Raw genomic sequence first — 20,647 nt, forward strand, 5'->3', positions numbered from 1 at the left:
GGTTACCCCGGCCTTCGCTTAGCCATGACAGGGGGCCAACAGCACCCGCAGCCCATCGATCAAACCGCCGCGCCAGCAGACGGCGTCATGTCCGCCGGCGAACACGCGATAATCGACCCGATGTCCCGCCTCCACCAGCGCCCGATGCATTTGGCGATTGACCTGATGGATGTCCCTCTCCCCTTCACCAGCCTCTTGAAAGACGCGCAGCGGCGTTGCGGCGCACAAGCCCCCACGCACCTGCTCAGTCAGCCAACCGACGTCCGCGGTATATTCCTCGGCAGGGTTCATCATCGCTTCGATATGCGGCCACCAAAAAGAGCCTGACTGGGTCAATACGCAGCCGAAACGCTGCGGCCAATGCAACCCGGCATACAATGCCGCCAACCCGCCGTAACTCTGCCCCACCACCACCGTACGCTGCGGATCGTCGCTGTAAGACTCACGCGTCGCCACCTGCGGCAGCAGCTCCTCTTGCACCGCCCGCCAAAAAGCCGCATTGCAGGCCAATTCTTCCGCACGCCGCGCCATGTCTATCACGTCGATAAACAGATAAAGCGCAGGCGGCAGCCTTCCGTTGAGTGTCTCGGCGTCCAGTGCGGAAAAAATCGGTATGCCATGCAGCCAAAATTGCCCGTCCAGCAGTACGACTAACGGGCGATCTTCCCCTGCGCCGGTGGCGTACAGCCAGATGTTGCGTCGGTTAGCCAATCGTTCGCTGTGCCAAAAGAAGTGCTGCAAACGCTCAGACGCGGCGGGCAATACTTGCCCGGCGTCCAACGCCCGCCACGCTGATTGATCCGGCGCCGCCGGCAAATGTATCGCAGACAACGGGAAACCGCGGCTGCTGCAGTGCGGCGCCACTGGATTGAGCGGATCATGGCGCATCAACGGAAACAACGAACACCACCACTGACGCTGTTGCTGCCGGCGCTGAGCTGCATCGCCGGTAAAAGCGGGCGGCAGTTGCGCCGTCTCAATGGGTATAAAACTGTAACTGCCTCGCCAATCTCCGCGAATAGTGAACTGCCACCACCAAATATCGCTACCCGGCCAGCGTTCCAGACTCTGTGGCGAGGGGCTGTGATGGTCGGTCACGCAGTTGATATCGACATACACCTTTTTAATCGGCGAGCGCCGTTCATCGCCCCATGGGTCGCGCCAGAAAAAGGTAACGCGCACCTGAGCTGCAGGCAGCGGTTCAACGAGCGGTGTTCCCAACTCCGCGACCTGACGCCACCAATCTTCCCCGCCGAGATCGGGCCTTTGCAGCAGGTTGAGCACCAGGCCATCAGCATGAAGCGAATGCATTTTTCCTTTTTCCCTGTTTACCGCACCCGGCGGTTTTTGCTTTCTTGACAATGCAAATGGCATTGAGAATCATTTGTATTTTCAATAAAATGTAACCAATTATAAATCAACGCGCCTGAGGTCAACAAGGCCACTTCGAAGCGTGGCTCTGCAAAACGGTAAGCCATTCGCCCACCGTTCATTATGGCAAGGAACTGCGCAGCCCTTCTCGGCGGCGCCAAATGAGAAAAAGACAGCAATAGCTTGATATAAAATTGTTTTTTAAGGGATGAAAAATGTCAGAACAACCCAAAAATACCGCTAATCAACCTCTGCGTCACCCAGCCAAGGCACATGCATCCACACTCTTGCTGACCTCAGCCATGCTGTTGGTGCCGGGCGCACAGGCCGAAACCGACAACGTTGAGCGTGATATCACCGTCGTCGCCGGCGTACAGGAAAGCGTCACCGCGCCGCTGCAGGGCATCGTCGCCAAAGAAAGCGCGGCGGGAACCAAAAGCGCCGCGCCGTTGGTAAAAACGCCGCAGGCCATCACCGTCGTCACGCGCGATCAAATGGATCAACAGGATGCGGCTTCCGTTGCTCAGGCGCTGCGATACTCCAGCGGCGTCGTGGCGGAATACCGCGGCACCTCTAACCGCAGCGACGAAGTGATCGTACGCGGCTTTCGTTACGCCCCAAAATATCTGGACGGCCTGAGCTATCAAAGCGGCCAGATCGATCCCTGGTTGCTTGAACGCGTTGAGGTGGTGCGCGGCCCGGCTTCTGTGCTGTACGGCCAGGCCAACCCGGGTGGGCTGGTGGCGATGACCAGCAAGCGCCCCGTCGTCCAGGCTATTCGCAAACTTCAATTGAGCGCGGGCAATCTGCATCAAGGAGAGGCCGCTTTCGACTTCGGCGGCGCATTGGACGAGGACGCCAAACTGCTGTACCGCCTTAACGGCATCGCCGGCACCAAAGAGACCGGTATCAAAGATCACAAGGAAAAACGCTTCGCCATCGCACCGGCGCTGACCTATATCGCCAATGAAGATACGACGTTCACCCTGTTGACCAGCTACCAGAAAGAACCGGAGAACGGCTACCGCAACTTCCTGCCGACCTCCGGCGTGGCGATCAAAAGCAGCGCCGGCTATCTGCCGTATGATTTCAACGTCAGCGATCCCGGTTTCAATCAGGCTCGCCGCGAACAAACCTCGTTCGGCTATATCTTCGAGCACTATATCAACGACGTTTTCTCTTTCCAGCAGAACATGCGTTACACCACGGTGGATGAACGTTACAAATATCTGGTGTTCATGTCGCAAACCAAAAACAGCACGCTGCTGCAGCGCCGTCCGCAAAAAGATATCGTCAAATCCCATGAGCTGGGGTTGGATAACCAACTGAAAGCGCAATTCAGCACCGGCGACGTCGAGCACAGCGTGTTGACCGGCCTTGACTACAAGTGGAGCAAGGTCAATACCCAAAACTGGCGCGGCGACAGCGCTGGCTATTTCCTCGACTGGACTCGGCCGGTTTACGGCATGCCGGTCAACGAAAGCGCATTGCCGAAGGTCACCGATAACCGCAAGGTGCTGGATCAACTCGGCGTTTATCTGCAGGATCAGATGAGCTACGGCGGTTGGAATTTATTGTTGTCGCTGCGCAATGATTGGACCGAGCTACGCACTCAGGACATGTTGAGATCCAGCGACAGTCAGCAAAACGACACCAAGCTGACTGGCCGCAGCGGCCTGCTGTACGCCTTTGACAACGGCATTGCCCCGTACATCAGCTACAGCACATCGTTTGAACCCAACCTCGATACCGGCGCGCCGGGCACCGATCCGTTCAAGCCCACCACCGGTGAACAAACCGAAATCGGCGTGAAATTCCAGCCGAAAAACGGCAACACGCTGGTGACACTGGCGCTGTTCGATCTGACGCAGAAAAACGTCAGCTCCACCAACCCGGTCACCAAGTATAAGGAGCAGATCGGCAAGGTGCGCTCCAAAGGACTGGAAGCCGAAGTACATTCACAGCTCACCCCGGCCATTGAGCTCATGGCGGCCTATACCTATACCGACATCGTTACCAAAGAAACCTATGTCGACGATCAGCGCGGCAAGACGCTGGTGATGGTGCCGACGCACGCCGCCTCCGCCTGGGGAACCTACAGCTTCCTGCAAGGGCCGCTGAAAGGCCTCTCCACCGGCGCTGGGGTACGCTACAGCGGCGCCAGCCAAGGCGATGCGACCAACACCTACAAAGTGCCGGCCTTTACGCTGTATGACTGGATGGCGCGATACGAATTGGGAGAAGTGGCTCCGAGCCTGGCAGGCGCCGCGCTGCAGGTTAACGTCAACAACCTGACCGACAAGCATTACGTTTCGTCCTGTGGCGGCGTGGACGCTTGTTTCTACGGCAGTGGCCGTACCGTCACCGCGACGGTCAGCTACAGCTGGTAACGTTTTGGGCGCCGCGGCAATGCGGCGCCCCGCTTTATTTCTCCAGCGACACCTGCTTGAAGATGTGTTTGCCGAACGGGTCTATTTCGTAGCCTTTCACTTCCTTGCGCACCGGTTCGAAAATGGTCGAGTGCGCGATCATCAGCGCCGGCATCTGATCGTGCATCATCACCTGCGCCTGCTGGTACATCGCCACCCGCTTGGCATGATCGTTCTCTTCACGCGCCTGCAGGATCAGCTGGTCGAACGGTTTGTAGCACCATTTCGCCGAGTTGGAGCCGCCGAGCGAAGCGCAGGTGAACAGCGGGCCGAAGAAGTTGTCCGGATCGCCGTTGGCGGTGGTCCAGCCCATTAGCGCCGTCTGGTGTTCGCCGTTTTTAATCCGCTGCAAATATTCGCCCCATTCGAAGGTGACGATTTTGGCGCGCACGCCGATCTTGGCCCAGTCGGCCTGGATCATCTCCGCCATGCGCTTGGCGTTGGGATTGTAGGGCCGCTGCACCGGCATCGCCCACAGATCGATGTCAAACCCCTGCCCCAGCCCGGCCTCCTGCAACAGCTGCTTCGCCCGCTCCGGCGAATACGGGTAGTCTTCAAGCTGCGCGTTGCTGCCCCATTGGGCCGGCGGCAGCAGGTTCTTGGCCGGCTGGCCGGCGCCGTGGAACACCGCCTCGATGATCGCCGGCTTGTTGACCGCCAGCGCCAACGCCTGGCGTACCTTGACGTTATCCAACGGTTTCTTCTGGGTGTTGAACGCCAGGAAGCCGATATTTAGGCCGGATTTTTCCATCACCTGAAGGTTGCCGTCCTGCCGCATGCGCGCCAGATCCGCCGGGTTAGGGAACGGCATCACCTGACACTCGTTCTTTTGCAGCTTGGCGTAACGCACCGTCGCATCCGGCGTGATCGAAAACACCAGCCGGTCGATCTTCGGTTTGCCTTCCCAGTAACGATCGAACGCCTTGTAGAGGATTTTCGCGTCTTTCTGGTACTGCACCAGCTGGAATGGCCCGGTGCCGATCGGATCGTTGTCCACCCGCTGCGGCGTGCCGGCCTTCAGCATCGCGTCGGCATATTCCGCCGATAATAGGGTGGCGAAGTACATGCCCAGATCGGCGACGAACGGCGCCTCGGCGCGGGAGAGCTCAAAGCGCACGGTGTGCTCGTCCACCTTGACGATCCGGTCAATCAGCGTGCCGAACTCCATCGACTCGAAGTTGGTGTAGGCGCCGTTGGAGACCTTGTGATACGGGTTGTTGGCGTCCTTCTGGCGCATAAACGAGAAGATGACGTCATCGGCGTTGAAATCGCGGGTGGGCGTGAAATATTTATTGCTCTGGAATGCCACGCCCTTGCGCAAGTGGAAGGTATAGCGCTTGCCGTCTTCGCTCACTTCCCAGCTTTCCGCCAGGCTGGGTTGCAGCTCGACGGTGCCGGGTTTGAAGTCCACCAGCCGGTTGTAGATCGCCGCCGAACTGGCGTCCACCGTGGTGCCGGAGGTGAACAGCTGCGGGTTGAAGCCTTCCGGCGATCCTTCGGAACAGTAGACCAGCGTATTGGCTCGCGCGCCGCCGGCAATCGCCAACGCCAGCAGCCCGATCGTTATTGCTTTTCTTTTCATTGCGCTATCCCCAGTGGTGAAAAAACAGCCCAACGGATAGCAATAAATCATGCAGTTAGCGAAGTAAAGGACAAATTCCGCGCATAAAAACGGGCAGGCGCGCAAGCGGCCTGCCCCGGTGAAACGGCACGATGATGATGAAATTAAATCATCTGGCTGAAGTTCATCTGCGCCATCAGCTTATAGTTGTCGGCATAGTCGACCGGGATGGCCACCACTACCGGCCCCTGGATCGCCATCGCCTTGCGCAGCATCGGCCGCAGATCTTCCACCGACTGCACGGCGAAACCGACCGCGCCGCAGGATTCCGCGTAGGCCTTGAAGTCAATCGGCCCGAACTCCACGCCGGACTTGCGCTGGTATTTGTTCACTTCCTGCATTTCCACCATGTTGTAGGCGTTATCGACCCAGATGACGTGCACGATGTTGTTTTTCAGCCGCACCGCGGTCTCCAGCTCCATGCTCGACTGCATGAAGCCACCGTCACCGGAGATAGACACCACCTTGTCGCCGGGGCGCACCAGCGCCGCACCGATGGCCCACGGCAATGCCACCCCCATGGTTTGCTGGCCGTTGGAGATCAACAGCTGACGGGCACGGAAGCTGTAAAGATAGCGGGCGATCCAGATATGGAAACTGCCCATGTCCACGCACAGCGTCACGTCGTCGCTGACGATGTCCTGCAGCTCCTTGACGATGCGCAGCGGGTGGATCGGCATGCCGCCGCGGCGGGCGGCGCGCTCCGCCAGCTCAGTGCGCTGGCGGCCGAGCTCGGAGAGGATCAGCTCCACCTCCGGCGGCACACAGACCGCCTCATTGAATGCTTCGGTCATCATGTTCAGCGTGGCGCTGATATTGCCCACCAGCTCGACGTCCGGCCGATAGCAGGTATCGATATCCGCCGGCAGCACGTCGATGTGCACCAACTTCAGTCGCCCGTGGCTGTTCCACATGCAGGGATCGTATTCGATCGGATCATAGCCGACGCTCACCACCAGATCGGCCTTCTGCAGCAGCTGATCGGCCGGCTGGTTGTTGAACAGGCCGACGCGGCCGGCGAAACGGGCGAAGTGGTTGACGTCGATCACCCCCGCCGCCTGATAGGTGCCGACCACCGGCATATGGGTGCGGTACAGCAGATGGCGCACCGCCTCGCTGTTCTCCGGCCGGCTGGCCTGCAGGCCGAGCAGCAATACCGGGCATTTGGCCTGGCGGATCAGTTTCACCGCCGCCTGAATGTCGTCTGCCGCGGCGGCCCCCATGCGCGGCAAGCGGCAGCCGGCCAGCACCGGCGCGCTGACCGGTTCATTGACGATATCCATCGGCAGGCTGACGAACGACGCCCCCGGCCGGCCGAACTCGGCGCGGCGAAAGGCGTTGGCGATCACCTCGGAAATCGCCGAACCGGCATGCACTTCGGCGCAATACTTGGTCACCGGCCGGAACATACTGACGGTATCCATGCTCTGGTGCGTCTGCTTCAGGCTGTCGGCGCGCTTCACCGCCCCGCCGAAGGCCACCACCGCGTCCCCTTCCGAGGTGGCGGTAGCCAGCCCGGTGATCAGGTTGGAGCTGCCCGGCCCGGAGGTGACCAGCGCCACCCCTGCCTTGCCGGTCAGGCGGCCGACCGCCGCCGCCATAAAGGCCGCGTTGGCCTCATGCCGCACCACCACCGTTTCGATCGATGGCGCGTCCTCCAGCGAGTCGAACACCCGGTCGATCTTGGCGCCCGGAATGCCGAAAACGTGTTTGACGCCCTGCGCTTCCAGGTTTTTCACCACCAAATCGGCGCCGCATTGCCAGTCATTGCCTGTTTTTTCCTGTGCCATGGTTCCACCTCCTAAGAAAACAATCGCCGGGGTTAGCCCTCGGCGGAACGAATCGCGCGGTCCAAATCCTCTGGGCAGAGGTTGGCGCGCAAGAAATCCGCATCGTGCGGCAACTGAAGATTGAGACGCGTGATGACGCCGAACTGCAAATGGCCATGATCGAGCTGGTAGTCCAGTACGTGGCCGCCGCCGCTGCGGTCGTCAGTAACGAAGTGTTCGTGATAGCCGGCCACGCCGATGCCCTGCATGTAATCCGGCGAGCGGAAGCCGACCAGCGTGCCGCGCCGCTGGTGGAACGAGAAGGTCGGCTGCTCTTCTATCGCTTCCAGCATCGGGCGGTAAGGCCGCTCCTGGCGCGGCACGGTGCGGGTTTCCACGTGGCTGAACTCGCCGTCGACCCGCACCGCACAAAACAGGTTCGGCGAGGCGACCTGTTCGTCGATGCACTGGTGCAGCTGCGCCTTGGTGATCGGCCGATCGAATTGCTGGCTGACGCTGGGCTGGAAAAAGGTGACGACGGCGAAAGGGGTTTTCTGTTGCAGGCCGGCCGGCCGGGCGCTGCCGTCGGCGCGCAGCTGGTGTATTTCCTGGTCGAAAGCGATCAGTTCACCGTCCAGATGATTGAAGGTGCCGAGGCCGAAGTTGCCGTGTTTGAGCAACTCGGCAATGGTGGTTTCCCCCTCGTAGACCCCGTCGATGAGCGCGCTCATCAGCGAGATTTGATAGATTTCGCCCTCCCCGGCGTTGATCGACTGCCTGGCAAAACCCTGCGCCAAATGGCGCGCACAGGAACACCCGTGTTTTTCGTTCATGCTGACTCCTCCACCAGCGCGGAACTGCGGTTCCACGCGTTCAAAAGACCCGCCGACGGCGGGCCAAGATGCCCCTCAGGCGCGTTCATCAGTTGGAACGATTCAGCCTGAGGCGACAAAAAAACCGGCACGGCTGGCCGGCCGATATCCAGAGTCAACAGCATGATGAGTGAAAGTAAAGGCTCACTAATCATTAATGCTGGATCGGATATCAAATTGAACGGTTAATCTGGTGTTGGAGCGACTATCAACTCCGCAGGCGGCTCGCGCAGCCTGGGAAAAACATCTGTTATTTAGTGCTAAGCACCGCGAGGTTTATGCGTTTTCTCTCTATACGGCCGGGATAAGGCGGCGTTGAAGCCCGTCGTCAACCCGCAGCCAGAGTAGCCGCCGCGCCGCCGGCAGAGAAGCGGGTATTCATAAGAAACGCTTTTGCATATAATGCAAAAATGAATGACGCCCGCTATGTAGAACATCTGCCAATTTTTCTCGACGTGGCCCACCTGGGCAGCTTTTCCGCCGCTGCGCGCCAGCTGGGTATGGTGCCTTCTTCGCTGGTGCGCCATATCGATGCGCTGGAAAGCGCGCTCGGCGCGACGCTGTTCGTGCGCTCCACCCGCGGCCTGTTGCTGACCGACGCCGGCGAGCTGCTGCTGACACGCGCCGCCGCGCTGATGACGGACATTACCGGCCTTCGCGCCGAGCTGAACGCGCTGAACGAAACGCCGCAGGGCACGCTGCGCATCAGCTGCCTGCCGACCTTCGGCAAAACCTATGTGCTACCGCTGCTGCCGACGCTGGCGGAACGGTACCCTCAGCTGTGGGTCGATCTCGATCTGACCGAACGCCAGACCGATCCGACCCAGGAACGGCTGGACGCCGCCATCCGCATCGGCGAGCAGAAGGACAGCGCGCTGTACGCCAGCCGCATCGCCACCCAACGCTGGGTCATGTGCGCCAGCCCCGGCTACGTCGCCCGCTATGGCCTGCCGAGCGATCTGGAGGCGCTGCCGCAGCACCGGCTGATCGCCCGCTACCACAAACAACAGCCGGCCTGCTGGGCGCAGATCCTCGACGCGGCGCTGATGAGCCGCTGCACCATGGCGCTGCGCTGCGACGACTTCACCGCGCAGCGTCAGGCCGCACTGCTCGGGCTCGGCATTGCCTTTCTGCCCAACTGGGTGGTGGGGCCGGACGTGCAGCACGGGCAACTGGTGCAAATGCTGGAAGATCCGCGCCATGAGCAGCAAGGCATCTATCTGCTGCGGCCGATGGCGAAGGTGTCCGCCCGGCTGGCGGCCTTCACTGCCCTGCTGCAGCAAACCCTCGGTCAGCCGCCCAGCTGGGGGTAAAGCGGCGTCACTCGTCCATGCAGGGCCGGGTTGTCGCTCTCGTCCTTCAGCTCGATGCCGCTCAGCCGCCGCTGGAACGCCTGCTCCAGCAGCCAGGCCAGGCGGAACGCCGCCTGCGGGTAATCCAGCCCCTCGGGCCGTACGTTGGAAATACAGTTGCGCTCGGCGTCCGTTCTGCGCGCGCTCGGTCCCCAGGTCAAATAGATGCCCAGACTGTCCGGCGACGACAGCCCCGGCCGTTCGCCGATCAGCATCGCCACCGCCCGAGCCTGCAGGCATTCACCGATCTCATCCCCCAGCGCCACCCGCGCCTGATGCGCCAGCACCACCGGTGCCACGGTCAGCCCCAGCGTATCGAGATAGGGCCGCAGCGCTTGCAGCAACGGCAGCGCCTGGCGGTGCACCGCCTTGGAGGAGAGGCCGTCCGCCACCGCCAGCAGCAGATCGACGCGGCGCGGCGGTAAACCAAGCAGCAGGCTGCGGCTATCCGGCGCCAATCGCCGCCCCAGATCCGGACGGCGCAGGTAGGCGGCGCGGTCGCCAGCCTGGCTGTGCACCGCCAGCGTGGGCCAACCGGCATCGTGCAGATCCGCCGCCAGCCGCTCGCTGTCGAAAGGCTGATGCACCGCGTCGCGCGCCTGGGCATGGGCCAGGCCGAAGCGCAGCAGCTCGTCGGTCGGCAGACTGGCGCCGGTGCGCCCCAGCGCGATGCGCGCGTCGGTAAAGGCGCGCAGCGCATCCCAACTGTTGACGTGAACCGGTTTGCTCATGTCCGTTCTCCCTGCAGCGCCAGCAACAGCGGGTGATTGGCGGCGGCGTCGCGCAGCCGCCCGCGTTCGTCGGTGATGTTCATCGCCGCCAGCCAGGCGGCGAACTCCGGCGCGTGCTTCAGCCCCAGCAGCTCTCGGATATAGAGCGCGTCGTGGAACGAGGTGCTTTGGTAGTTGAGCATGATGTCATCCGCGCCCGGTACGCCGATCAGGAACGTCAACCCGGCGGCGGCCAATAGCGTCAGCAGCGTGTCCATGTCGTCCTGATCGGCTTCGGCATGGTTGGTGTAGCAGACGTCGCAACCCAGCGGCAGGCCGAGCAGCTTGCCGCAGAAGTGGTCCTCCAGCCCGGCGCGGATAATTTGTTTGCCGTCATACAGGTATTCGGGGCCGATAAACCCCACCACGGTGTTGATCAGCAGCGGTGAGAAATGGCGCGCCACCGCATAGGCACGCGCCTCACAGGTCTGCTGATCGACGCCGTGATGCGCGTTAGCCGACAGGCAACTGCCCTGCCCGGTTTCGAAGTACATCACGTTATCGCCCAACGTGCCGCGCTTGAGGCTCAGCGCCGCCTGCTGCGCCTCCGCCAGCAGCGCCAGACTGATGCCGAAACCGCGATTGGCCGCTTCGGTACCGGCGATCGACTGAAACACCAGATCCACCGGCGCGCCGCGCTCCATCAGCCGCAGCGTGTTGGTCACATGGGTCAGCACGCAGGATTGGGTGGGAATGGCGAAGCGCTGGATCACGTCGTCCAGCATGTAGTTGAGCTTTTCCAGCAGCGGCAGGCTGTCGCTGGCCGGATTGATGCCAACCACCGCATCACCGCTGCCGTACAGCAGGCCGTCCAGCATGCTGGCGGCGATGCCCTGCAGGCTGTCGGTCGGGTGATTGGGCTGCAACCGCACGCTGAGGTGGCCCGGCAGGCCAATCGTATTGCGAAAGCGCGTCACCACCCGGCACTTTTTCGCCACCAGGATCAGATCCTGATTGCGCATGATCTTGCTCACTGCCGCCGCCATCTCCGGCGTAATGCCGGTGGCCACCTGCGCCAGCATGGCGCTGTCCGCCTGCTCGCTCAGCAACCAGTCGCGAAAATCGCCGACCGTGAGGTGCGAGATGGGCTCAAAGGCGGCGGCATCGTGGCTATCGATAATCAGGCGCGTCACCTCGTCCTGCTCGTACGGCACCAGCGTCTGCTGCAGGAATGCCTTGAGCGGCACATCCGCCAGCGCGATGCGCGCCGCCATGCGCTCTTCGGCGCTTTCCGCCGCCACCTCCGCCAGATAATCGCCGGAGCGTGCAGGCGAAGCCTTCGCCATCAGCTGGCGCAGATCGCCAAAGCGATAGCCGCGTTGACCCACCGTTGCCTGATACATAGCCCCCTCCCTTGCCCCGAGTGACGAGATAACAGCCCTGCACCAAGTGTAGTCAGTGGGAAAAGAAAATTATTTTGCACGCGATCGCCGCCATCACGCCTCTCCCCATTTCACCCGCCGTCGCTTCAGGTTACAGTAGCCGCGAAAACAGGAGGGGTGATGGATCCGCAACGGCAAATTATCGACTGGCTGCAACAAGATAGCGCGCGCATGGCCGCCCTGCGCACCGTGCGCCGGCTCGGCCTGAATGACTGGTGCCTCGGCGCCGGCTTTGTGCGCAACCTGGTGTGGGATCGGCGCCACGGCTATAGGGAGCCCACGCCGCTCAACGATATCGACGTGATCCACTTCGATGCGCAGCGTGCGGACGCCGAACGCGATCGCATGCTGGAGGCGCGGCTGCAACAGTGGCTGCCGCAGCCGTGGTCGGTCAAGAACCAGGCGCGCATGCACCTGCGCGGCGGCCGGGCGCCCTACCGCAACAGCGAAGAGGCCATCAGCTTCTGGACCGAAGTGGAAACGGCGATCGGCGCGCGCCTGAACGCCGACGACAGCATCACCCTGGTGGCCCCCTTCGGGCTCGCGGCGCTGTTCGACGACACCATTACCTTCAACGTGAAAAACGGCGATCGCGCGGCCTATGCCCAGCGCGTGCTCGACAAAGGCTGGCTGTTGCACTGGCCGCGTCTGCGGCAGGTAAAGATTTAGCCGCCGCTGCCGATACCCTGATCAGCGATATACCGACTCAGGGAGAGCATCCATGTCGACCACCATCACCATGATCGTACCGATCAAAAATACCGTTCCCGGCGTCAGCAACGTCTTTAGCGCGCCGGGCCATCAGGGCGAATTGCTGATGGCCAAACCGGTCAACAACCAGCCGCAAGGCGGCAAGATGGAGAAAAACGAACGCGCCAACGGCAATGAAGAACCGGCTAACCTCAACGAAAGCCGCGCCTCGGTGCGCATCAAGGCGCTGAACCGGCAGATCCAGGCGCTGCAGCAAAAGCTGGTGGAGCTGAAGGACTCCAGCGCCGACCCCAAAGAGATCGAAAAACAGAAACAGCTGATCGAAGCGCAGATCAAGATGTTGCAGGCCGAGATCGCGCGCATCCAGAAAGAAGAAATGGAAAAGCAGCAGCAGGAGCAGATGGCAAAAGCCGCAGCGCAAGCCGGCGACGGCGTAAACCGCCCAACGCCGCTCAACGCAGTGGACGTCTATATCTGACTCAATATTCCGCGTTTTCCTGCCGGCGCTGTTGCAGCAGCGCCGCCTGCTGACGCGCCACCTGCCAGATGGCCTCCGCCGCCGGCGTCAGCGAACGGTTCTTGCGCCGTACCAGCATCAGTGCACGGTTGATCTCCGGCACCAGCCGCCGCACCCGGAGCCGCCCCCCTTCCGGCAACGGCAGCGCCAACGCCGGGAAAATGCTGATGCCGATCCCCTCCGCCACCATCGGGAACAGCGTCGCCGGATGGCCGATTTCCTGCACCACCTGCGCCTCCACGCCCTGCTGCCTCAGCGCACTGTCGATCAGCGGCCGGCTGCCCGACGCGTAATCCTGCAACACCAGGCGGCAGCCGTTTAACGCCGACCAACGCACCTCTTGCTGCGCAGCAAACGGGTGATCGTCGCGGCACAGCAACAGGAAAGGCTCATGCAGCACCGCTTCGCACTCCAGATCCACCGCCTGCACCGGATCGACCACGATGCCGAAATCCACCTCGGCGTTACGCACGCTGTGCAGCACCTGCTGCTGCGCCTGATCGCGCAGCATGATGCGGATCTCTGGATATTCACGCTCGCCGGCGGCGATGCACTGCGGCATCAGATGGGCGGAAATGGTCTGGCTCGTCGCCACCCGCACCGTGCCGCTGCGCTGTACGCCAAAGCTGCGCGCATCCAGCAACGCGGCCTGCAGCTCGTCCAGCAGCCGTTCGACCCGGTTGGCTAGCCGCAGGCCGGCGTCGGTCAACGCCACCTCACGCGTGGTGCGATCCAGCAGGCGCACGCCGACCTCCGCCTCCAGCTCTTTCACGCTGTGGCTGACCGCCGATTGCGTCAGGCCGATCGCCTCCCCGGCGCGGCTGAAGCTGCCGTGGCGGGCGATGGCGACGAACACCCGCAGCTGTTTGAGTGAGTAATTCATGTGTTTTATTCATGGATGAATTAAATAAATCAATTTTATTATTATATGCCCGCGCGGGAGAATAGCCCCATCGATTTTCTACCCGAGCGCATCGCCATGAGATTCCTGCCCGATCGTTTTACCCTGACGCTGATCGCCACCGTGCTGCTGGCGTCGTTCCTGCCGGCGCGCGGCGAGTTCGTCGGCTGGCTCAACGCCCTGACCATCGCCGCCATCGCCCTGCTGTTTTTCATGCACGGCGCCAAGCTGTCGCGCGAGGCCATCCTGGCCGGCAGCAATAACTGGCGGCTGCATCTGTGGGTGATGTTCAGCACCTTCATCATTTTTCCGGCGCTGGGGATGCTGTTCGCCTGGTGGGCGCCGATCGACGTCAGCCCCGAACTGTACGCCGGTTTCATCTACCTGTGCATTCTGCCCGCCACCGTGCAGTCGGCCATCGCCTTCACCTCGCTGGCGGGCGGCAACGTCGCGGCGGCAGTGTGCAGCGCTTCCGCCTCCAGCCTGCTCGGGATCTTCGTATCGCCGCTGCTGGTCGGCCTGTTGATGAACGTGCACGGCGATACCGGCGGCCTGCGGCAGGTCGGTTCGATCGTGCTGCAGCTGCTGGTGCCGTTTGTCGCCGGCCACCTGCTGCGACCGCTGATCGGCGGCTGGATCGAGCGCCATCGGCCGCTTATCGGTAAAACCGACCAGACCTCGATTCTGCTGGTAGTGTACGCCGCCTTCAGCGAGGCGGTGACGCACGGTATCTGGCATCAGGTGGGGATCGGTTCACTGGCGTTTATCGTCGGCGGCAGCATCGTGCTGCTGGCGATCGTGCTGGTGGTGAACACCTACATGGCGCGCTGGCTGGGGTTCAGCAAGGCGGACGAGATCACCATCGTGTTCTGCGGTTCGAAGAAAAGCCTGGCGAACGGCATTCCGATGGCCAATATCCTGTTCCCGGCGGCGACGGTAGGGATCATGGTGCTGCCGCTGATGGTGTTCCATCAGGTGCAACTGATGACCTGTGCGGTGCTGGCGAAAAGGTATCAGCGTAAGCAGCGGGCGCAACAGGCGGTGCCCAACGCCAACGCGCAGGCGTCGCGCGGGTAAAAAAAAGACGGGCCAAGGCCCGTCAGTTCAGCTTTTCTTCAGCGGCTTGACCAGGTGGTCAAGCCCTTCGATTTTAATCGCCAGCGTCATCTCCATCAGCATGCCGAGCTTGCCTTTGGGGAATTCGCCCTTGCGGGCGAACCACAGCAGGTACTCTTCGGGCAGATCGATCAGCACCCGCCCCTGGTACTTGCCGAACGGCATCACGGTATTGGCGATCTCCAGCAGGTTTTCTTTTTCCATCACTCACCCAGCAAGCGGATCATCTCCGCTTCGTCGATCACGGCGATACCCAGCTCCTGCGCCTTCGCCAGCTTGGAACCGGCCGCCTCACCGGCGATCACCAGATCGGTTTTCTTCGACACGCTGCCGCTGACCTTGGCGCCCAGCGCCGTCAGGCGATCTTTGGCCTCGTCGCGCGACAGCTGGCTCAGCGAGCCGGTCAGCACCACGGTTTTGCCGGCGAACGGGCTGTCTATCTCTTCCGCCGCCACCACCACCGGCGCCGGCCAGTGGATGCCGATCTCGGCGCCCACCAGCTCGTTGATCACCTGCTGATTGAGCGCTTCATCGAGGAAATTGCGGGTGTGTTTGGCCACCACTTCGCCGACGTCCGGCACCTCTTTCAGCGCCTCGATGTCAGCGGCGAACAACTTCTCGAGCGATCCGAAATGCGCCGCCAGGTTGGCGGCGGTCGCTTCGCCGACCTCGCGAATGCCGAGCGCATACAGGAAGCGGGCGAAGGTGGTCTGTTTGGATTTCTCCAGCGCATTGACCAGGTTCTGCGCCGATTTCGGCCCCATGCGATCCAGACCGGTCAGAATGCCGGCGGACAGCCGGAACAGATCGGCCGGGTTCTTCACGTACTCCTTGTCCACCAGTTGCTCGATGATCTTGTCGCCCATGCCTTCAACGTCCAGCGCGCGGCGGGAAACGAAATGCTTCAACGCCTCTTTGCGCTGCGCGCCGCAGATAAGACCGCCGGTGCAGCGCGCCACGGCTTCGCCTTCCACGCGCTCAACGTCGGAGCCGCACACCGGGCAGTGCAGCGGGAACACCACTTCGCGCGCATCCTGCGGCCGGCGGTCTTCCAGCACCCCCACCACCTGCGGGATCACGTCGCCGGCGCGGCGCACGATCACCGTATCGCCGATGCGCAGCCCCAACCGCTCAATTTCATCGGCATTGTGCAAGGTGGCATTGCTGACGGTCACCCCGGCCACCAACACCGGCTCAAGGCGGGCCACCGGCGTAATCGCGCCGGTGCGGCCAACCTGAAACTCCACTTCGCGCACCACGGTGATCTGCTCCTGGGCCGGGAATTTGAACGCCGTCGCCCAACGCGGTGCTCGCGCCACAAAGCCCAGCGTTTCCTGCAGATCGATGTCGTCAATCTTGATCACCACGCCGTCGATGTCGAAACCGAGCTGTGCGCGGTCCTGCTCGACCTGACGATAAAACGCCAGCACTTCCTCGCTGCCGGTGCGGCGCTGGGCGCGATCGCTAACCGGCAGGCCCCAGGCCTTGAACTGCATCAGGCGCTCAAAGTGGCTGCGCGGCAGCTCGCCGCCTTCCAGCAGGCCGACGCCGTAGCAGAAGAAGGTCAGCGGGCGTTTAGCGGTAATGCGCGGATCGAGCTGGCGCAGCGAACCGGCGGCGGCGTTGCGCGGATTGGCAAACACCTTGCCGTCTTTGCGCCGCGCCTCTTCGTTCATCTGTTCAAAACCGGCCTGCGGCATGAACACTTCGCCGCGCACTTCCAGCCGGCGCGGGATGTTGTCGCCGGTCAGGCGCAGCGGGATGGCGCGAATAGTGCGCACGTTGGTGGTGATGTTCTCCCCGGTGGTGCCATCGCCGCGCGTCGCCGCGCGCACCAGTTCGCCGTCTTCATACAGCAGGCTGACCGCCAGGCCATCCAGCTTCAGTTCGCAGCAGAAGGTCAGCGGATCGCTGCTTTTGAGCCTGTCCTGCACGCGCTTGTAAAACGCCAGGAAGCTTTCTTCGTCGAACACGTTGTCCAGCGACAGCATCGGCACTTCGTGACGCACCTGGTCGAACGCCGCAAGCGGCGCCGCGCCCACGCGCTGGGTCGGCGAATCGGCGGTGATCAGCTCCGGATGCGCGCTCTCGAGCTCGCGCAGCTCACGCATCAGGCGGTCATATTCCGCATCCGGCACTTCGGGCGCATCCAGCACATGATACTGGTATTCATGATGGCGCAATGTGGCTCGTAGTTGATTGATTTGTTGGATTATCGATTCCATGGCTCACCATCAAAGATAAAAAACCCCCGGCTAGCGGGGGCTTTGTTGTTACGGATGTTCAGTGCGCGCGGCAACCCGGTCAGGCGTTGTTTTCCAACACTTCACGGATACGCGCTTTGTAGGTTTCCAGCTTCTGCGGCGTCATCATGCGGCGCTCGTCGTCCAGCACCACGCCGCCCACGTCGTCGGCGATGCGCTGCGCCGACTGCAGCATCAGCTTGAAGTTCTGATTGGCGTCGCCGTAAGACGGCACCATCATGAACATCGACACGCCCGGCGTGGAGAAATCGGACATCATGTCAGGATCGAACGACCCCGGCTTGACCATGTTCGCCAGGCTGAACAGTACCGGGCCGCTGCCGGCCGGGCTGATATGGCGGTGGAAGATGCCCATCTCGCCAAACTGGAAGCCCGCCTGCAACACGCTCTGCAGCAGCACTTCGCCGCCGATCACGCCGCCCTGATGGGCCGCGACGTGCAGCACCAGCACGGTCTCTTTCAGCTTAGCCTGAATTGGCGCAGCCGCAGGCTGCGGTGCAGGTTCCGGCGCAGGCTTCACTTCCGGCGCTTGCTGCACAGGAGCCGGTTCGGCATGGAATGCCGGTTCTGCCCCCTGCGGCGCCTCATGTTCATGCGGCAGATCGTCGACGCGCGGCTCACGGCGCACGGCCGGTTGCGGTTGCTGCGGTTCGGCCTGTTCTTCGTCCGGCGCGTAGTTGTTCAGCAGGATATCATCATATTCCGGCCGCTGAGACAGCGGAGGCGGCGTCTGATGGGCAGCCGGCTGAACGGCGTGGGGCGCTGGCGCAGCCGCCGGAGCGGGCTTCGGCGCGGCCACGGGTTCTTCGCGTGCGGCATCGAAATGGCCGAATGACGGCTCGTCTTGCGGGTGAGCGGCGCGTACGCGCACCTCACCGACGCCTTCTTCGAGATCGTCGATCGGAGTTTGTTCACGTTCCTTTTGGGAACGTTTGGCTGGGCGATCGCGGAAGAGCGCTGACCGTTCTTTGCGACTGGTCCACAGACCGTGCAATAACAGCGCTATTATGGCGATCGCGCCAACAACGATTAATATCAGACGCAAATCCTGCATCATTGCTATCTCTGTTGTTCCAATACATTGCCACCGCGGCAAACATTCACTCTTTAACTCTATTTGCCCGCGCACACAAGTGCAAGTCCGTGCTGAACTTTATGCCAATAAAGATGATTATACTGCCTTTTTCTGCTGGTTTTTCAGCCAACCCTACCCTAGCCAGTGGAAAATCATCCCTATATGATAATGATGCCTGTTCAGACAACGAGATAACTTAAGATATGTCCTATACGCAGCTCCCTTCCCGCTCGACCAGCGGCATTCACTATTTCGCCGAAGGCTGGCGCCTGATTTCGCGCCCGGGGATTAAACGCTATGTGGTCCTGCCGTTGCTGGTCAACGTGCTGCTGATGGGCTCCGCTTTCTGGTGGCTGTTCAGCCGGCTTGGCGATTGGATCCCGGCGATGATGAGCCACGTTCCCGACTGGCTGCAATGGTTGAGCTACCTGCTGTGGCCGCTGGCGGTCATTTCGGTGCTGCTGGTGTTCAGCTATCTATTCAGCACTATCACCAATCTGATCGCCGCGCCGTTCTGCGGCCTGCTGGCCGAGCAGCTCGAAGGCAGCCTGACCGGCAAACCGCTGCCGGACACCGGCCTGCTCGGCATCGCCAAAGATCTGCCGCGCATCATGGCGCGCGAATGGCGCAAGCTAATGTATTACCTGCCGCGCGCGCTGCTGCTGTTGGCGCTGTACTTCGTGCCCGGCATCGGCCAGACGGTGGCGCCGGTGCTGTGGTTCCTGTTCAGCGCCTGGATGCTGGCGATCCAGTATTGCGACTACCCGTTCGACAACCACAAGGTGAGCTTTGCCGACATGCGCCGCGCTTTGCGCCAGCACAAAACCGACAATCTGCAGTTCGGCGCGCTGGTCAGCCTGTTCACCATGATCCCGATCCTCAATCTGGTGATCCTGCCGGTCGCCGTCTGCGGCGCCACCGCGATGTGGGTCGATCGCTACCGCTCGCAATTCGTCCGATAACCGCCGTTTTTTACCGCCGATAGCGCGGGAATTTTCGACAGGGCGCGCATTTCGCGCCCTTATCATTGTGCTTAAAACTTATTTCCTAATAACATATAGATATACCAATTCTTTACTTCCCTGCCGGTACTGTTAGCGTATGCTTTCGATGTTCCCCACATTTTCATAGAGTTAAAGGACGGGCTATGAGCAAGATATATGAAGACAACTCATTAACAATCGGCCATACGCCGCTGGTTCGTCTGAACCGTATCGGCAACGGACGCATTCTGGCCAAGGTTGAATCACGTAACCCGAGCTTCAGCGTCAAATGCCGCATCGGTGCCAATATGATTTGGGATGCGGAACAACGCGGCGTGCTGACCGCCGGCAAGGAACTGGTGGAGCCGACCAGCGGCAACACCGGCATCGCGCTGGCCTTCGTCGCCGCTGCGCGCGGTTACAAGCTGACGCTGACCATGCCGGAAACCATGAGCATCGAGCGCCGCAAGCTGCTCAAGGCGCTGGGCGCCAATCTGGTGCTGACCGAAGGGGCGAAAGGCATGAAAGGCGCCATCGCCAAAGCCGAAGAGATCGTCGCGACCGATCCGAACCGCTACCTGATCCTGCAGCAGTTCAGCAACCCGGCCAACCCGGCCATCCATGAAAAAACCACCGGCCCAGAAATCTGGGAAGACACCGATGGGGAAGTCGACGTGTTCATCTCCGGCGTCGGCACCGGCGGCACATTGACCGGCGTCAGCCGCTACATCAAGAACACCAAAGGCAAGGCCATCACCACCGTGGCGGTCGAGCCGACCGACTCGCCGGTCATCAGCCAGGCGCTGGCCGGTGAAGAGCTGAAACCGGGCCCGCACAAGATCCAGGGCATCGGCGCCGGCTTCATTCCGGGCAACCTCGATCTTGACCTGGTGGATCGCGTCGAGAAAGTCTCCAACGACGAAGCCATCAGCATGGCGCGTCGTCTGATGGACGAAGAAGGCATCCTGGCAGGCATCTCCTCCGGCGCAGCGGTCGCGGCGGCGGTGAAACTGGCCGAAGAACCGGCGTTCGCCGACAAGACTATCGTGGTCATCCTGCCCTCTTCCGGCGAACGTTATCTCAGCACCGCGCTGTTCGCCGATCTGTTCACCGAGCAGGAATTGCAGCAGTAATTCCGCAACTGCACAAATCGCTAAAAAAGCACCCTGCGGGGTGCTTTTTTGTGGACTGGATCAAACTTTATAGCAGTCCAAGATTGCTTTTGCCCGTCGCCTTTAGTATTTAACGTTGCATTATTTCGATGCGCAAAATTAATCACTCTCCGAGCACGGTCAAGGCTGAATCGATTTACTCATCTGTCGCCGACGCGGCGAATCGGGCATAATGGGGAGCGGATTGGAACGACGTCTAAAGCCGAGTTTTTTGATCTGAAGTGCCTAACGCGTCGTTTTCTGTTGCATCAACGTTCGCCCCTGTCCATAGTCAGGCGCTATAACCAGACAAGTTAAAGTCAGGCCCCTGGGCTAAACTTTAACTCCACAACATTAATCCAA

The 20,647-nt window shown here is 61.4% G+C and carries 17 protein-coding genes; 7 read left to right on the forward strand and 10 right to left on the reverse strand.

Going from position 1 to position 20,647, the window contains the following annotated elements; translation table 11 throughout:
- Nucleotides 1-18 precede the first annotated feature (18 nt).
- Entirely contained in the window at nt 19-1,311 is a 1,293-nt protein-coding gene (fes, locus tag QMZ29_RS16820; protein ID WP_060433789.1) for an enterochelin esterase, read from the reverse strand.
- A 275-nt stretch (nt 1,312-1,586) separates the two neighbouring features.
- On the opposite strand from fes, the gene QMZ29_RS16825 reads away from it, so the two are divergent.
- A complete protein-coding gene (locus QMZ29_RS16825) occupies nt 1,587-3,761 on the forward strand; it encodes a TonB-dependent siderophore receptor (RefSeq protein ID WP_060433791.1) in 2,175 nt (724 codons plus the stop codon).
- A 34-nt stretch (nt 3,762-3,795) separates the two neighbouring features.
- Here QMZ29_RS16825 and QMZ29_RS16830 read toward each other — a convergent pair whose 3' ends face one another.
- From QMZ29_RS16830 to budA, 3 genes are all read right to left on the reverse strand, one after another.
- A complete protein-coding gene (locus QMZ29_RS16830; protein ID WP_261426109.1) occupies nt 3,796-5,382 on the reverse strand; it encodes an ABC transporter substrate-binding protein in 1,587 nt (528 codons plus the stop codon).
- Between the two features lie 143 nt (nt 5,383-5,525).
- A complete protein-coding gene (gene alsS / locus QMZ29_RS16835; RefSeq protein WP_147824089.1) occupies nt 5,526-7,211 on the reverse strand; it encodes an acetolactate synthase AlsS in 1,686 nt (561 codons plus the stop codon).
- A gap of 32 nt (nt 7,212-7,243) precedes the next feature.
- Nucleotides 7,244-8,023 carry an acetolactate decarboxylase gene (gene budA, locus QMZ29_RS16840; protein ID WP_099816963.1) on the reverse strand — a complete coding sequence of 260 codons (780 nt, stop codon included), beginning with the start codon at nt 8,021-8,023 and terminating at the stop codon, nt 7,244-7,246.
- A 449-nt stretch (nt 8,024-8,472) separates the two neighbouring features.
- Here budA and QMZ29_RS16845 point away from each other — a divergent pair, with 449 nt between their 5' ends.
- The gene (locus QMZ29_RS16845) at nt 8,473-9,375 is read left to right on the forward strand and encodes a LysR family transcriptional regulator (protein WP_261426106.1); all 903 of its coding nucleotides are present in this window, start codon (nt 8,473-8,475) and stop codon (nt 9,373-9,375) included.
- Here QMZ29_RS16845 and eutC read toward each other — a convergent pair.
- A complete protein-coding gene (gene eutC, locus QMZ29_RS16850) occupies nt 9,354-10,145 on the reverse strand; it encodes an ethanolamine ammonia-lyase subunit EutC (protein ID WP_043140316.1) in 792 nt (263 codons plus the stop codon). The two genes, QMZ29_RS16845 and eutC, sit on opposite strands and share 22 nt — an antisense overlap.
- Complete coding sequence (locus QMZ29_RS16855; protein ID WP_197781061.1) at nt 10,142-11,527, reverse strand: ethanolamine ammonia-lyase subunit EutB; 1,386 nt, start codon at nt 11,525-11,527, stop codon at nt 10,142-10,144. Before QMZ29_RS16855 ends, eutC begins: the two co-directional genes overlap by 4 nt.
- Nucleotides 11,528-11,686: 159 nt before the next feature.
- Here QMZ29_RS16855 and QMZ29_RS16860 point away from each other — a divergent pair, with 159 nt between their 5' ends.
- The gene (locus tag QMZ29_RS16860; RefSeq protein WP_261426098.1) at nt 11,687-12,235 is read left to right on the forward strand and encodes a nucleotidyltransferase family protein; all 549 of its coding nucleotides are present in this window, start codon (nt 11,687-11,689) and stop codon (nt 12,233-12,235) included.
- A gap of 52 nt (nt 12,236-12,287) precedes the next feature.
- Entirely contained in the window at nt 12,288-12,755 is a 468-nt protein-coding gene (locus tag QMZ29_RS16865) for a FlxA-like family protein (protein ID WP_025303776.1), read from the forward strand.
- A gap of 1 nt (nt 12,756) precedes the next feature.
- Here the strand turns inward: QMZ29_RS16865 and QMZ29_RS16870 are convergent, their stop codons facing one another.
- A complete protein-coding gene (locus tag QMZ29_RS16870; protein ID WP_261426096.1) occupies nt 12,757-13,677 on the reverse strand; it encodes a LysR family transcriptional regulator in 921 nt (306 codons plus the stop codon).
- A gap of 96 nt (nt 13,678-13,773) precedes the next feature.
- On the opposite strand from QMZ29_RS16870, the gene QMZ29_RS16875 reads away from it, so the two are divergent.
- Nucleotides 13,774-14,772 (forward strand): bile acid:sodium symporter family protein, encoded by a 999-nt coding sequence (locus QMZ29_RS16875; RefSeq protein ID WP_025303778.1) that lies wholly within the window; start codon nt 13,774-13,776, stop codon nt 14,770-14,772.
- Between the two features lie 27 nt (nt 14,773-14,799).
- On the opposite strand, the gene QMZ29_RS16880 is transcribed toward QMZ29_RS16875, so the two are convergent.
- The 3 genes from QMZ29_RS16880 to zipA all read right to left on the reverse strand — a co-directional run bounded on the left by QMZ29_RS16880 (nt 14,800) and on the right by zipA (nt 18,132).
- Nucleotides 14,800-15,015 (reverse strand): DUF3820 family protein, encoded by a 216-nt coding sequence (locus QMZ29_RS16880; protein WP_004936441.1) that lies wholly within the window; start codon nt 15,013-15,015, stop codon nt 14,800-14,802.
- Nucleotides 15,015-17,036 carry an NAD-dependent DNA ligase LigA gene (gene ligA / locus QMZ29_RS16885; protein ID WP_025303779.1) on the reverse strand — a complete coding sequence of 674 codons (2,022 nt, stop codon included), beginning with the start codon at nt 17,034-17,036 and terminating at the stop codon, nt 15,015-15,017. The genes QMZ29_RS16880 and ligA overlap by 1 nt, the downstream gene beginning before the upstream one ends.
- 79 nt (nt 17,037-17,115) lie before the next feature.
- The gene (gene zipA / locus QMZ29_RS16890; protein ID WP_043140339.1) at nt 17,116-18,132 is read right to left on the reverse strand and encodes a cell division protein ZipA; all 1,017 of its coding nucleotides are present in this window, start codon (nt 18,130-18,132) and stop codon (nt 17,116-17,118) included.
- A 221-nt stretch (nt 18,133-18,353) separates the two neighbouring features.
- Here zipA and cysZ point away from each other — a divergent pair, with 221 nt between their 5' ends.
- Both cysZ and cysK read left to right on the forward strand, forming a co-directional pair.
- Nucleotides 18,354-19,112 (forward strand): sulfate transporter CysZ, encoded by a 759-nt coding sequence (gene cysZ / locus QMZ29_RS16895; protein ID WP_197770170.1) that lies wholly within the window; start codon nt 18,354-18,356, stop codon nt 19,110-19,112.
- A gap of 185 nt (nt 19,113-19,297) precedes the next feature.
- Nucleotides 19,298-20,266, forward strand: coding sequence for a cysteine synthase A (gene cysK, locus QMZ29_RS16900; RefSeq protein WP_004936453.1), 969 nt, complete (start codon nt 19,298-19,300; stop codon nt 20,264-20,266).
- Nucleotides 20,267-20,647: the final 381 nt, after the last annotated feature.

Origin of the sequence: Serratia sp. PF-27 (assembly GCF_030053255.1) — a bacterium.
GTDB classification, from domain to species: Bacteria; Pseudomonadota; Gammaproteobacteria; order Enterobacterales; family Enterobacteriaceae; genus Serratia; species Serratia bockelmannii.